Source organism: Ignavibacteriales bacterium (assembly GCA_016700155.1).
Classification (GTDB): domain Bacteria; phylum Bacteroidota; class Ignavibacteria; order Ignavibacteriales; family Ignavibacteriaceae.
In genome coordinates this window covers 2,758,259-2,772,117 of sequence record CP065001.1, presented here as the reverse complement: position 1 = coordinate 2,772,117, position 13,859 = coordinate 2,758,259, and the positions used below count along the sequence as shown (strand labels likewise).

Sequence of the window (13,859 nt, the reverse complement as noted above, 5' to 3'; positions counted from 1 at the left end):
TTTATTCAGACCAGCTTGTAAATCTTTTTCGTCTTTTAGGAGAATTAAAATCCTTACCTGAAAAATTATAAACTACAAATCTATCATTGATTTTTATTTTGGAATCAGTTGCTTTAACAGTTATTAGCTCTGTGTTTTCATTAACAACTTTATAAAGCTGAGGTTTGCGCGGTTTTACTACTTCGTGCAGATATTCCTTTTGACCGAACAATAACGAATCAGAATTATCTCTAAGTAACAAATAACTATCCTTTCCTTTAACCTTATAGATTATAAAGGAGAATAGTAATAATATCAAAAGAAGGACAAGTACAATACTTAGAGCAATGATAATAATATCTAATAGTTCCATAGCACCCTCAATTAAGCAGAAAACATTTACAAATTTCCAATAATTATACCATTCAAATAATCTAAATAATTGAATAGGATCGCATATTCACAAAACTAAAACCGAGAATTTTATCAATTTGAGATTAAGAGAGATGTTAAAAAATGCAGAGGCAGTCTACAACCTTTTTCATAAATACGCAAAGCAAAGTTTGTTTTTTCGGACATTGTTTGATAATTTAAACCTTTAATTTACAAAGAGTTATAAAATTTTTTAATGATTGAAAAGGTGGAACATGACTAAAGCAGACATAGTCGATAAGGTTGCATCGGGAACCGGGCTCACTAAATTGGAGACCGAAGCAATTATTGAAGGATTTTTTAAAACTGTGATTGAAGCACTGAAGGAAGGTCATGGTATAGAAATTCGCGGATTTGGAAGTTATAAAGTGAAAAAGAAAAATGCTCGCCAGGCAAGGAATCCTAAAACAGGTGCACAGGTATTCGTTCCTGAACATTTTGTTCCGACCTTCAAATTCTCAAAGGACTTTAAGGATTTAGTTGATAAAGGTATGAAGGAAAAGAAAGGTTAAGATGTCAAATTTTTGTCCAGGGTGTGGTTCTAAGTTAGAAAGAGAATTTAAGTTTTGTCCCTTCTGTGGTTATCAATTGAAAGCTGAAGAAGAAAAAGAACCAAAGCCATCAACACTTCCACAAGTTGAAGCTACTAACATTATAATATGTGATAATTGCGGTGAAGAAAATTCAGAGCAAAATGCAGTGTGTGAAAGTTGTGGAGTAAAATTAGAAGGCAGCAAAGGTATTTCCACTACAACAGCTAGACGTGATCAACCGAAGATCAAAGAAACCAAAAAGCAGACATCGAATAAAGTAAATCTGCAGCATCAAAATAAATCCGGTAAACAAATTAATGATTCTCCGAAATCACTTGGTGCAAATAATTTTTTATTAGCCACAGCCGGGGTTGTAATCATACTCTTAGTGATTTTAATTTTGACCGGGGCTTTTCAAACTGAACCTGCTGCGGTAACATTAAGCAATAATTTTTCGACACAGTCACAGGGTGTTGACCTTACTTCATTAAATCTGATTAATGAATTACAGAAAAAGGTTGATGCCGATTCAACTGATCTTGCATCTTTACTGGAATTAGCTCATTTACAAAATGACTCCCGGATGTTTGAAAAGGCAATCAGTAATTACAAAAAATATTTAACAGTAAAACCAGATGATGCTGATGCAAGAGTTGATATGGGAGTCTGTTATTACAATCTGCAGGATTATGAAAATGCAATTTCAGAAATGACAAAAGCTTTATCTTATAAGCCTGATCATCAAATAGCACATCTCAATCTTGGTATTGTAAATTTAAGCGCGGGAAATCTTGCTAAATCAAAGGAATGGCTGACAAAAGCATTCAACCTAAATCCTAATAATGAAGTAGGTAAGAGAGCGCAGGAATTATTAAAGTCACATTAAATAATTAATTAACAAGGAGATAAAAATGCCTTGCGGAAAAAAACGCAAAAGACATAAAATGTCTACACATAAAAGAAAGAAAAGACTAAGAAAGAACCGTCATAAAAAGAAACTTAGATAGTAGTTTTTTCTAATTAAATCATTTCTACAAGAAGCCAACTTAGCTCAGCTGGTAGAGCAACTCATTCGTAATGAGTAGGTCGCCGGTTCGATTCCGGCAGTTGGCTCTTTCCATTTTAAATCCACTTACTAATCAGACTTCTTAATCCCGTCGGCTCAAAAAAATTGTGGGAATACCTATAGATTTTTCTTGACATTTCAGAAAAAAATCCATTATTTTGGGTAGCAGTGGGGAATAGTGGAGGAAAAACCCAAAGAGGTCAATTTGTTTAGAGGACAATTTACATATTCAATAGATACTAAAGGCAGAATTAGCATACCAGCTAAGCTCCGCAAGCAGATATCTCCTGAGGCAAATGATTCGTTTGTTATAACTCAAGGCACGGGTACTTGCATCGATATTTACCCGTTAAATGAATGGCAGCAAATTGAAGAAAGACTGTTGAAATTAAATTCATTCACACCTGATGATTCTCTTTTTATCCGGATGATGCTTCAGCATGCTACTGAAGATACTATGGACTCACAATCGAGGATCCTAATCCCTCAACCATTAATAGAGTACGCTAAAATTGATAAAGATGTTTTGATACTTGGTGTGTTGAAAAAAATTGAAATCTGGAACCCGCAGATTTACCAGAATTATATAAGTCAAACTAAAGAAAGCTATGAGCAAATAGCTGCAAAGGTTATGACAATTAAATGAGTGATCATCATACTCCTGTACTGTTGGATGAAAGTATAACTCATCTGATAACCAGAAGTGATGGTTTTTATTTTGATGGCACGGTAGGATTCGGAAGTCACACGGAAGGTATTCTGAAACATTTAAGCACTAACGGAGTTTTAATTGCAACGGATGTTGATACGGATGCCTTCAATTTTTCTTATAACAAATTTAAAGATGATAAAAGAGTAAAATTGTACAACTATAATTTTTCAGAAATAGATACAATTTCGAAGATAGAGTCAATCGATAAATTCGATGGAATCTTCGCTGATCTAGGTGTCTCTTCTTTTCAACTTGATAATGCATCATCAGGATTTACTTACCGATCATCCGCGCAACTTGATTTGCGAATGGACAAAACGAAAAAACTAAATGCTTCTGATATAGTTAATACTTTTAGCGAAGAGAGTATCTCTAAAATATTATTTGAATTCGGTGAGGAAAAAAAATCAAGACAGATCGCAAAAAAAATTTGTGAAGCACGTGCAGAGAAAAAAATTGAAACAACCATTGAACTCAGTTCTATAATTGAAAAATTGACTCCGCCGAATTATTTGAGCAAAACTTTATCAAGAGTATTCCAGGCTTTAAGAATTTATGTTAATGATGAATTGGGCAAACTCAAATCGTTTCTCGACAAGTCAATTACCTTGCTCAGATCAGGCGGTAGAATAGCAATTCTCACATATCATTCCCTTGAAGACCGGATTGTAAAAGAAGTTTTTAAGTATGAGACTCTTGACTGCATTTGTCCAAAAGAATATCCGATATGCAAATGCGAAAAAACGCCAAGGTTAAAAATAATTACTAGGAAACCGATTACTCCTGGTATTTCTGAAATTCAAAAAAACAGACGAGCACGAAGCGCAAAATTACGAGTTGCAGAGGCTGTGTGAAAAAAAGTGTAAAACCAACAATAGTATTTTCATTATTTGTTCTCGTTGTTACAGGATTTGTCATTGTTGGCTACGTGAGTCTTAAACTAGAATGCGAACAACTTGCGAAACAAAAAGTGCTGGCGGAAGAGGAATTGGTTACGGTAAACAATAAACAAGTTAATCTGTTCGCTGAAGTTCAGTACCTGATGTCTGAAGAAAGAATCGTACCCATTGCTGAATCTGAACTTCAAATGGTAGGAAGAACTGCTCAGGTTATCAGCATTACAATAGATAAATCAAAAGTTGAAGACCTTGAAAATTTTTTATTAGAAAAGTATGAATAATTCCAGAGCGCTGGTCGTAATAGCATTGATATTTCTCTTTTTTGTAGCATTGGTTGTTAAGCTTGTGGATATTCAGCTTGTTAAGGGTGAAGAATTAAGATACTTCGCAGAAAAACAGCAGACCAGAGTCGAAAAAATAAATCCCGAACGCGGATTCATTTTCGATCGTGACAATACCTTACTTGTTTATAACAAGAATGATGTTTCATTTTTTGTCGATCTAAGAATGACAAAAAAGGCTGATAAGCAAAAAATCGCTGAACGATTCAGTAAAATTTTTAAGAAGAACAAATCGCACTATCTCGATTTAATGTCAGGCACAGGGAAAAATATTTGTATCGAAAAGAAGGTAGCATCAGAAACAGCCCTGCAGTTAAAACAATTCAAAGTTAATGGACTCTTTTATGCTGAGGATCCAACCCGTGTTTATCACTATGAAAATTTTGCTTCACATGTACTTGGCTATGTGAATAATGAAAATGTTTCCGTGAACGGAATTGAAAAATTCTTCGATAAAAATTTAACTGGTACTGAAGGTATCCGACTTGTTGAGAGAAATGCAATTGACCAGATGATCACAATCTCCGAAGAAGAAACGAGGAGACCGGTCAATGGAAATAACATAGTTCTTACAATCAGCAAATCATACCAGAACATTCTTGAAGAAGAACTCAAAAGAGGTATTGAACTCTACGAGGGAAGTGATGCAGTAGGAGTAATGATGGACCCAAACACTGGTGAGATAATCGCACTCTCCAGCATTGGTGATTTTGATCCAAATAAATATTGGGACTATTCCGATTCCGAAAGACGAAACAAAGTTATAACAGATACATATGAGCCAGGTTCTACCTTCAAAGCGATATCAATGTCAGCTCTGATTGATCAAAATCTTGTAAATGATAAAACACTGGTGTTTGGTGAAAATGGAAAATACAGATACAAAAATGTTAACATAACCGATACGCATGAAAATGGCTGGTTAAATCCTTCAGGAGTTATGGAGCAATCGAGTAACATCGGTATGGCAAAACTTGCACAAAAACTTGATGAAGAGATTTTTTATAAATATATCCGCGGTTTCGGGTTTGGTAATTATACTTCAATAAATCTTCCGGGAGAAGTAAAGGGAAGATTGAAAAAACCAACTGAGTGGAATGATATAACAAAAGCATTTGTTTCATTCGGTTATGAAATTTCAGTCACTCCAATTCAAATGGCAGCTGCTTATTGTGCAATAGTGAATGGCGGAATCTTATATCAACCTCAGCTTATTAAAAAAGAAATTGGCGCTGACGGAAACATCATTTATGAAAATCAGCCTAAGGAAGTAAGAAGAATTATTTCTGCCGGTACGTCTGAGAAAATGAAAAAAATTCTTGCTTCAGTTGTGGAAAAAGGAACCGGAAAAAATGCTAAGTCGGAACTTATTCATGTCGGTGGTAAAACAGGAACATCACAAAAACTGGTGAACGGCAAGTATTCAAAAACAGAGTATAACTCTTCCTTCGTTGGATTTTTCCCAGCAGACAATCCAAAAGTAGTTTGCCTGGTTCTTGTGAATTCTCCTAAAGTAGGTAAGTACGGCGGATATGTAGCAGCACCGATTTTCAAAAATATTGTTGACCGAATTATCACTTCCAATCTCAAAGATTTTCAAGCGCCGGAAGTGAACAAGGAAAACGATGCTGATATTAAAATGGTCTTTACAAAAAACAGTGAGCAAACATTTTCACCAAAGAAATACAAAAAGGTGACAATCACAAACAAAAACATTATGCCCGACCTTAATGGTGCTACACTGCGTGATGCAATAACAGCATTAACTGAACTCGGAATAAATTATAAGGTTACCGGTTCGGGAATTATCTCAACACAGAGCATCATACCAGGAGAAAAAATTAAGAAGGGAATGATTTGTTTTCTTCAATGTGCTGAAGTATCAATTGAAGGAGCTGCAGTTTATTAAATGGAATTAACACGTTTGCTTGATGATGTAAGTGCTATACAGGTAGTTGGCGAAGTTCAACGGAAAGATGTTGCCGATATCGTTTACGATTCCAGGAAAGTAATTAAGAATTCTGTTTTCGTTGCCATAAAAGGATATAAAAGTGACGGACACAAATTCATTCTTGATGCCCTTAATAAAGGCGCATTGGCAGTTGTTACAGAAGTTAACGATGTGATTCCGGATGAAATCTACAATCACACAAACGCAGCGAAGATACTTGTAAGAGACAGCAGAATAGCATTAGCCGAATTATCAGATTCATTCTACAGAAAACCATCTTCAAGATTGAACCTGATAGGAATAACCGGTACAAACGGAAAAACAACTACATCATACTTTATAAAAAATATTTTAGAGAAAGCCGGAAACAAAACAGGATTGATCGGAACAATTTCAACTATTATAGGTGATACAGTTATACCGTCTTCACTCACAACTCCGGAATCAAATGATCTTAACCGATTGTTTTATGATATGATAAATGAAGGCTGCTCAGCGGCTGTGATGGAAGTATCATCTCATTCATTAGAGTTGAAGAGAGTCCATAAGTTGGAATTTTCAACTGCAGTTTTCAGTAACATTACTTCTGATCACCTGGATTTTCATAATACGTTTGAAAACTATCTTACTGCAAAAAAGATTTTATTTGATACCCTGTCAGTATCATCTAATTGTGTTTATAATATTGATGATCGGAATTCCAAGGCGATAATAGCGGATACCCGCGCAAAACTATTTTCATACGGCTGTGCCGAAAATTCTGATTTCAAAATATCAGATATAAAATATGATCTGAAGGGAACAACATTTAATCTTAAATATTCAGGCGATGTTTACACGCTCCATACCGGTCTGGTAGGAGAGTTTAACGCATATAACGCGACAGCCGCTTTTGCATCAACTATTGTTTCAGGTATAACTCCTGAGCAGGCAGTTGAAGGCATTAAAACGACTCCACAAGTACCTGGCAGATTCCAAGTAGTAAGTAAAAATTTAAAGACAGTTATAATTGACTACTCACATACTGAAGATAGTTTAAGAAAAGCTCTTCAGGCAGTTAGAAAAATTGTCGGGAGTGATCAACCTGTTTATACAGTCTTCGGATGCGGTGGTAACAGGGATAAAAGCAAAAGACCTTTGATGGGTAAAGTTGCTTCGGAGTTGAGTGATAAAATTTTTATTACATCGGATAATCCTCGTGATGAAGAACCACTTGCAATAATCGATGAGATAAAAAAGGGAATTTCAAAAAATAATTTTAGAGTAATTGAAAACAGGGAAGAGGCAATAAAATCTGCAATCGAATCTTCTGAAGATAATGCAGTTATTTTGATTGCAGGTAAAGGACACGAAACTTACCAGGAAATAAAAGGAAAGCGTTCACATTTCTCTGATAAAGAAATCGCTCAAAAGTACCTGGGGATATGAAAAAAATTGTTCTTTCACTTAAGGATATGTTCGATTTGCCGACAGCAAGGATATACAACCCGGATGATTATGACCCGGTTGAGGCTGTATCAATCGATACAAGAAAGATTAATAAGAAGAGTCTCTTTATTGCAATAAAGGGAAATAAATTTGATGGACATAATTTTATTAACGAAGCAATTAAAAAAGGTGCATCAGCAGTTATGATAACAGAAAACAGAGCAAAAGACTTTATGAATCTTGAACTGCCGATGATTTCAGTTCAGGATACAACAATTGCACTTGGCGATGTAGCCAGAATCTGGCGTTCGAAACTTAAAGCCAGGATCGTTTCACTTACCGGAAGTGCCGGTAAAACCACAACTAAAGAACTGCTTGAAGCAATGTTAAGTCAGAAGTACAGAACCGTAAAGACAGAAGCCAACAATAATAATCATATCGGTGTACCGCTGACTTTATTAAAAGCGAATCATAATCATGAAGTGGTGATACTCGAACACGGAACAAATCACTTCGGCGAGATTGAATATACAGCAGCAATTGCACAACCTGATTATGGTATGATAACAAATATTGGTCACTCACATATCGAATTTTTCAGAAACAAAGAAGGTGTTCTTAAAGAAAAAGCTGCGCTGTTGAAAATCACAAATAACAAAGGCGGTAAAATCTTTATTAATACCGATGATCCGCTTTTAAAAAAGGAAGGCAGAAGTTATAAATCAAAAAGAACTTTTGGATTCGAGAATAACCCTGATATAAAAGGAAATATTTTGGGATATAACAGCACCGGATGTCCAATAACAGAATTAGTTTTCGGAAATAAGTCGTTCATATATGAACTGCCTTTAGCCGGAAAACAGGGAGCCAAAAATTTTCTTTCTGCCGCGGCTATAGCGCTTGAGCTTGGTATAACACCAAAACAAATTTCAATCGCACTGAAGAAATTTAAAAACGTTGATAAGAGATTAGCGATTAAAAAATATAATAGTACTGTTTTAATCGACGATACATATAATGCAAACCCTGAATCGATGAATCATTCAATTGAACTTCTTTCATTGATGGATAAACAGAAGACAAAAATTGCGGTACTCGGAGATATGTTTGAACTCGGCAAAGATGGTGTTAAGCTTCATACAAAGCTTGCTGATACTCTTATCTCTAATAATATAGATGCTGTCTATACAACCGGTACTTTGATGAAGAATGTTCATTCACAACTGAAAGGTAAGCAGTTAACTGAAAGACATTTTCCGAACAGAAATAAACTAGCAATGTTTCTTAGTGGACTGGATCTTCATGAAACAGTCATCCTGTTCAAGGGATCGCGCGGTATGAAGATGGAAGAATTCGTAAAAGTTATTGAGGAAAGATTCACCAGATAATGCTTTACTATCTATTTGAATATATAAACAAAACTTTCAGTCCTCCGGGGTTTGATATTTTCCGGTTCCTCACTTTCAGATCCGCACTGGCAGCGATAACCGGATTATTTCTATCACTCTATTTAGGACCGAGAATAATCCGCGTGTTACAAAAGTATCAGATAGGTGAAGCAAAAAAAGCTGACGGACCAAAATTTCATTGGTCAAAAGCCGGAACACCAACTATGGGTGGAATAATCGTTGTACTTTCTGTTGCAATCCCGGTTCTGCTTTGGGCTGATATAAACAGTACTTATATAATATTAATACTCACCGGAACACTCTGGTTAAGTCTCGTAGGTTTTCTTGATGATTATTTAAAAGTTGTAAAAAAATTCCCCAACGGATTGATAGCAAGATATAAACTATTAGGTCAGATTGTAATCGGGCTTATAGTGGGTTCCGTCATTTACTTCTCGCCGCAGTTTGAAGGAATTAATTCCGTTACAACTGTTCCGTTCCTTAAAGATGTGAATTTTGATTTTTCATACTTGTATATACCGGTTGTTGTATTCATAATAACCGCAACTTCCAATGCTGTTAACCTGACTGATGGATTGGATGGATTGGCAATCGGAATAACTACTATAGTTATGCTTGCGCTTGCGGTTATCGCGTATGTAAGCGGTAACGCGATTTATTCAAATTACCTGAACATAATTTTTCTGCCCGGCTCCGGTGAGCTTACTGTTTTTATTGCAGCGATGATAGGAGCTTCACTTGGATTCCTTTGGTTCAACTCTTATCCGGCTCAGGTTTTTATGGGTGATACCGGTTCACTTGCACTTGGCGGTGCGTTTGGAATACTCGCTGTACTTGTAAAAAAGGAATTGCTGATACCGATTTTAGGCGGTGTGTTCTTTATGGAAACAATTTCAGTTATAGTTCAAAGATTGTATTTCAAGTACACAAAGAAAAAATACGGAGAGGGAAGAAGAGTGTTTAAGATGGCACCTATCCATCATCATTTTGAAATGCTTGGATGGCCCGAGCCGAAAATAGTAGTAAGGTTTTATATCATAGCAATAATTCTTGCTATTGTTAGCTTAACTTCATTTAAGATTCGTTAATGAAAATAAACGGAAAGAAAATATCAATTGTCGGCGCATTCAGAAGCGGTGTTGGTGCGGCTAAACTCGCAAAGAGATTTGATGCTGTCCCGTTCGTGAGTGATTCATCCGATAATGACAAAGTAAGAAAATCCGTTGAGCAGTTGAAGAAAGAAAATATTTCATTTGAGATCGGACAGCACTCTGAAAAAGTTTATGAATGTGACTTGATGGTTGTTAGTCCCGGTGTTCCATCAGATGCGCCGGTATTAAAGAATGCTATCTCAAAAAAAATAAAAGTAGTCAGTGAACTTGAATTTGCTTCGTGGTATTGCAAAGGAAAAATTATTGCTATAACCGGAACAAACGGAAAAACAACCACAACAAGTTTGTGTTCACATTTGTTTAATGTATGCGGAGCCAAAACTTATACAGCGGGGAATATAGGACTGGCTTTTTCAGAAATAGCACCGGATGTTAAAGAAAATGAATTTGTATCGCTTGAAGTTTCAAGCTTTCAATTAGACCTGATAGATAAATTCAAACCTGCTGTCGCTATGATACTCAACATAACACCTGATCATCTTAACAGGTATGAAAATAAATTTGAAAACTATATCGCTTCAAAACTGAATATTTATAAAAACCAGGATGAAAACGATTTCCTGATATTGAACAGAGACAGTGAAAGTCTTATGGATGCTGTAGGTCAACATAAAAGCCGTGACCTGTATTTTTCATTGAAAGATGAAATAAAGGATGGCTGCGGATTGACAGGTGAAACAGTCGTTTACAACAGAAACGGAAATACTGATTTTTCCTGTACGACTGATGATATATTTATTCGTGGCGAGCATAATGTTGCTAATGCAATGGCAGTAATCTGTGCGGCAAAAGTATTTGGTTTTGAGAATGAGAAAATCCTAGAGGGACTGAAAACTTTCAAAGGCGTTGAACACCGGCTTGAACTGGTAAGGGAAATTGATGGTGTCAAGTTTATTAATGATTCCAAAGCAACCAATGTGGATTCAGTATGGTATGCACTAAGAAGTTTTAACGCCCCGATTTTTCTTATACTCGGTGGACAGGATAAAGGGAATGACTATAACCAGATAAAAGATCTTGTAGTCGAAAAAGTTCAGAAGATATACGCAATCGGTTCTTCTGCTGAAAAAGTATTTAACTTTTTTCATAGTCTTGTTAAAGTAGAAATAAAAAAATCCATGGAAGAAATAGTAGTCAGCGCTGTTAATGAAGCAAGGGAAAATGAGATTGTACTACTTTCGCCAGCCTGCGCAAGCTTCGATATGTTTGATAACTATGAGCACCGTGGACAAGTTTTTAAAAAAGCAGTGAATGAATTATAAATGAAAAAATTGGCACTCACAGTTTTCTTTGATGTTGTATTATTGATGCTGCTTGGTCTGGCAATTGTGATGAGTGCAAGCAGTTCATATAGTATTTTCAAATTTGAAAGTCTATATCATTTATTTAATTCACATCTCGGCAAAGTTTTACTTGGTTTTGGATTTATGGTGCTTTTCGCATTCATACCTTATGAGATTTACAAAAGCGTAAGTAAACCTGCAATAATTGGTATGACAGTTTTACTTTTGATGACCCTGTTTGTAGCCCCTACAATCAAGGGTGCCGGCAGATGGATAAATCTTGGCTTCATAACATTCCAGCCTGCGGATATGGCTAAATTAGTATTGATAATTCATCTTGCTGTTTTAATTGAAACACGTAAAGAACTGGTCGCAAGTTATAAGGAATCATTTATTCATTTATTCTTCTGGATAATTATCATTTCCGGTTTAGTGCTGATTCAGCCCAACATTAGTAATGCAGTTATCCTGATGTTGACTGGATTGACTGTATTGTTCGTCGGCGGTGCAAGATTAAAACATATTATCTTTTCAGCATTAGGAGCAATCGGAACAGGATTAACAGCCGCGTTACTCTTCCCGCATTCACAAAAAAGAATTTTTACTTATATAAATAGTTTGCATAACGGCGGTGATATTAATATCCAGGTAAAGCAGGCTTTACTCGGATTAGGAAGCGGTGGACTTTTCGGAATAGGTATGGGACACAGTAAACAAAGCAACCTGTTCCTTCCGGAAGCTTATGGTGATTTTATTTTTGCGATTCTTGGAGAGGAAATGGGATTTATCGGAGCTGTGGTAATTATTCTTAGTTATCTTGTTCTTTTTGTTGCCGGAATTCTCATCGCAAAAAAAGCTAAAGACAGGTTTGGACAGTTGCTGGCATTCGGTATAACTTTTTCAATTATTCTGAATGCGTTTATAAACATAGCTGTAGCAACAGGATTGGTTCCAACTACAGGGTTGCCTTTACCATTTATTAGTTATGGCGGCACATCATTAATTTTTCAATGTATAGGTGTCGGCATTTTACTGAATATTGCGATTGCAAATTCAATTGAACAGAACAAAACAGACGGATTAGCAGTTGGCGCGGTTGAGCAACCCATATAGATTTTTATTAGCAGGCGGCGGAACAGGCGGACACTTGTTTCCCGCAGTTGCAGTTGCAGAAAAAATTAAATTAAAAAAACCCGAAGCGGAAATTTTATTCGTCGGAACAAAAACCAGGATAGAAGGAAAAGTGATACCGGAACTCGGTTATAAATTTAAATCAATCTGGATAAAAGGATTTTCAAGAAAAATGACAATTGAAAATTTATTGTTCCCGTTAAAGGTTGTAGTATCAGTATTTCAATCAATACTGATCAGCCTGAAATTCAAGCCAAAAGTTGTAATAGGTTCAGGCGGTTACGTTGCCGGACCAGCCGTGTTTGGCGCTAAAGTTACCGGATCAAAAGTAATATTGCTTGAGCAGAATAGTTACCCGGGAGTAACAACAAGAATCCTTGAAAGATATGCTAATGATATACATATCACTTTTGATGATTCAAAAAAATATTTTAAGAATAAAGAAAAGTTAAGATCAACCGGTAATCCTGTCAGGCATTCACTGGTTTTAAGTAACAGGACTGACGCGCTTAAATACTTTGGTTTAATAGATACTAAAAAAACCTTACTTGTACTTGGAGGAAGCCTGGGAGCGGCATCGATAAATTCAGCGATCGCGGCTTCACTTACCGATTTTGAGAAAGAGGGGATTCAGGTTATCTGGCAAACAGGTAAAAATTATTTTGAACAGAATAAAAATCTTGCAACATCAATGAATTTCATAAGTGCGTTTATAGAAAGAATGGATCTTGCTTACTCTGCGTGTGATCTTGTACTTGCCCGTGCCGGCGCAACAACAATCTCAGAGCTGACTGTACTCGGACTTCCATCGGTACTTGTGCCTTCTCCAAATGTTGCTGAGAACCATCAGTACTATAATGCAAAGTCTTTGGAATTTAGAAATGCGGCATTGCTGATTAAAGATGCTGAAATACATGAAAAGATTTTGTTAGTAGTGTCAAAGCTGATTAACGATAATCACAAACTTGATGAACTGAAAAATAATTCGCTGCTGCTTGCAAAGCCTGAAGCCGCGGATATAATAGCGGACAACGCAATAAAACTTGCAGAAGCATAATATGAGTGATGCTGATACAAATATTAAAATTTTCAGATACAATATGTCGATCTACTATCAATCAACAATAATCTATTTTGTTGCTGCGATAATTTATATGGTGATCAGAGGTGAGTTTGTCGAAGATTCATTCAAACTGGTATTTAAAGATCCTATAATTTATTTCTTCGCGTTTATAGTTTTGATTTCAATAATCTCATTGCTTTATAACTTATATAAGAATAAACATCTGGAAATAAATACGGATAGTATAGCTTTTGTCAACAGGTTCAGAACAAGGAAATTTAATTTGAAGGATATATCAAATATTAAAATTTCGGCAGCGAAAAGACAGAACGGGAACAGAGCTTTCAGATTAATAAGGATAAAACTTATTAACAGACGCAGACCGATTATCTTAAGACCATATGATTATGAAAATGAAAACCTGTTGATCGAAACAATGCAGAATTTAAAACGAAGCTAA

14 protein-coding genes and 1 tRNA gene are annotated in these 13,859 nt (G+C 35.8%); 14 read left to right on the top strand and 1 reads right to left on the bottom strand.

The features are described from left to right. Position 1: 1 nt before the first annotated feature. Positions 2-352 (bottom strand): hypothetical protein, encoded by a 351-nt coding sequence (locus IPM56_11745; protein ID QQS34932.1) that lies wholly within the window; start codon positions 350-352, stop codon positions 2-4. 274 nt (positions 353-626) lie between these two features. Here IPM56_11745 and IPM56_11740 point away from each other — a divergent pair, with 274 nt between their 5' ends. The 14 genes from IPM56_11740 to IPM56_11675 all read left to right on the top strand — a co-directional run bounded on the left by IPM56_11740 (position 627) and on the right by IPM56_11675 (position 13,859). Further along, positions 627-923, top strand: a complete 297-nt coding sequence (locus IPM56_11740; GenBank protein ID QQS34931.1) for an integration host factor subunit beta — start codon at positions 627-629, stop codon at positions 921-923. 1 nt (position 924) lies between these two features. After that, a complete protein-coding gene (locus tag IPM56_11735; protein QQS34930.1) occupies positions 925-1,830 on the top strand; it encodes a tetratricopeptide repeat protein in 906 nt (301 codons plus the stop codon). Between the two features lie 154 nt (positions 1,831-1,984). Next, positions 1,985-2,057 (top strand) — tRNA-Thr (locus tag IPM56_11730). 158 nt (positions 2,058-2,215) lie between these two features. After that, positions 2,216-2,656: a division/cell wall cluster transcriptional repressor MraZ gene (gene mraZ / locus IPM56_11725; GenBank protein QQS34929.1), complete on the top strand. Its 441-nt coding sequence runs from the start codon at positions 2,216-2,218 to the stop codon at positions 2,654-2,656. Continuing rightward, on the top strand, positions 2,653-3,576 hold the full coding sequence (gene rsmH, locus IPM56_11720) for a 16S rRNA (cytosine(1402)-N(4))-methyltransferase RsmH (GenBank protein ID QQS34928.1): 924 nt from the start codon (positions 2,653-2,655) through the stop codon (positions 3,574-3,576). The genes mraZ and rsmH overlap by 4 nt, the downstream gene beginning before the upstream one ends. Beyond that, positions 3,573-3,902, top strand: coding sequence for a hypothetical protein (locus tag IPM56_11715; protein ID QQS34927.1), 330 nt, complete (start codon positions 3,573-3,575; stop codon positions 3,900-3,902). Before rsmH ends, IPM56_11715 begins: the two co-directional genes overlap by 4 nt. Then, positions 3,895-5,871 carry a transpeptidase family protein gene (locus tag IPM56_11710; GenBank protein ID QQS34926.1) on the top strand — a complete coding sequence of 659 codons (1,977 nt, stop codon included), beginning with the start codon at positions 3,895-3,897 and terminating at the stop codon, positions 5,869-5,871. Before IPM56_11715 ends, IPM56_11710 begins: the two co-directional genes overlap by 8 nt. Then, positions 5,872-7,341 carry a UDP-N-acetylmuramoyl-L-alanyl-D-glutamate--2,6-diaminopimelate ligase gene (locus tag IPM56_11705; protein QQS34925.1) on the top strand — a complete coding sequence of 490 codons (1,470 nt, stop codon included), beginning with the start codon at positions 5,872-5,874 and terminating at the stop codon, positions 7,339-7,341. Beyond that, the gene (locus IPM56_11700; GenBank protein QQS34924.1) at positions 7,338-8,729 is read left to right on the top strand and encodes a UDP-N-acetylmuramoyl-tripeptide--D-alanyl-D-alanine ligase; all 1,392 of its coding nucleotides are present in this window, start codon (positions 7,338-7,340) and stop codon (positions 8,727-8,729) included. Before IPM56_11705 ends, IPM56_11700 begins: the two co-directional genes overlap by 4 nt. Further along, on the top strand, positions 8,729-9,838 hold the full coding sequence (locus IPM56_11695) for a phospho-N-acetylmuramoyl-pentapeptide-transferase (GenBank protein ID QQS34923.1): 1,110 nt from the start codon (positions 8,729-8,731) through the stop codon (positions 9,836-9,838). The genes IPM56_11700 and IPM56_11695 overlap by 1 nt, the downstream gene beginning before the upstream one ends. Next, entirely contained in the window at positions 9,838-11,184 is a 1,347-nt protein-coding gene (gene murD, locus IPM56_11690) for a UDP-N-acetylmuramoyl-L-alanine--D-glutamate ligase (protein QQS34922.1), read from the top strand. The genes IPM56_11695 and murD overlap by 1 nt, the downstream gene beginning before the upstream one ends. Continuing rightward, the gene (locus tag IPM56_11685) at positions 11,185-12,318 is read left to right on the top strand and encodes an FtsW/RodA/SpoVE family cell cycle protein (GenBank protein ID QQS34921.1); all 1,134 of its coding nucleotides are present in this window, start codon (positions 11,185-11,187) and stop codon (positions 12,316-12,318) included. Beyond that, positions 12,293-13,393 carry an undecaprenyldiphospho-muramoylpentapeptide beta-N-acetylglucosaminyltransferase gene (gene murG / locus IPM56_11680; GenBank protein QQS34920.1) on the top strand — a complete coding sequence of 367 codons (1,101 nt, stop codon included), beginning with the start codon at positions 12,293-12,295 and terminating at the stop codon, positions 13,391-13,393. Before IPM56_11685 ends, murG begins: the two co-directional genes overlap by 26 nt. Before the next feature lies 1 nt (position 13,394). Next, entirely contained in the window at positions 13,395-13,859 is a 465-nt protein-coding gene (locus IPM56_11675) for a hypothetical protein (protein ID QQS34919.1), read from the top strand.

Coding starts and splice junctions, on each gene's coding strand:
- rsmH (QQS34928.1), top strand. CDS start 2,653: ATGAGTGATCATCATACTCCTGTACTGTTGGATGAAAGTATAACTCAT.
- IPM56_11675 (QQS34919.1), top strand. CDS start 13,395: ATGAGTGATGCTGATACAAATATTAAAATTTTCAGATACAATATGTCG.
- IPM56_11705 (QQS34925.1), top strand. CDS start 5,872: ATGGAATTAACACGTTTGCTTGATGATGTAAGTGCTATACAGGTAGTT.
- IPM56_11685 (QQS34921.1), top strand. CDS start 11,185: ATGAAAAAATTGGCACTCACAGTTTTCTTTGATGTTGTATTATTGATG.
- IPM56_11735 (QQS34930.1), top strand. CDS start 925: ATGTCAAATTTTTGTCCAGGGTGTGGTTCTAAGTTAGAAAGAGAATTT.
- IPM56_11695 (QQS34923.1), top strand. CDS start 8,729: ATGCTTTACTATCTATTTGAATATATAAACAAAACTTTCAGTCCTCCG.
- IPM56_11700 (QQS34924.1), top strand. CDS start 7,338: ATGAAAAAAATTGTTCTTTCACTTAAGGATATGTTCGATTTGCCGACA.
- IPM56_11745 (QQS34932.1), bottom strand. CDS start 352: ATGGAACTATTAGATATTATTATCATTGCTCTAAGTATTGTACTTGTC.
- IPM56_11710 (QQS34926.1), top strand. CDS start 3,895: ATGAATAATTCCAGAGCGCTGGTCGTAATAGCATTGATATTTCTCTTT.
- IPM56_11740 (QQS34931.1), top strand. CDS start 627: ATGACTAAAGCAGACATAGTCGATAAGGTTGCATCGGGAACCGGGCTC.
- murD (QQS34922.1), top strand. CDS start 9,838: ATGAAAATAAACGGAAAGAAAATATCAATTGTCGGCGCATTCAGAAGC.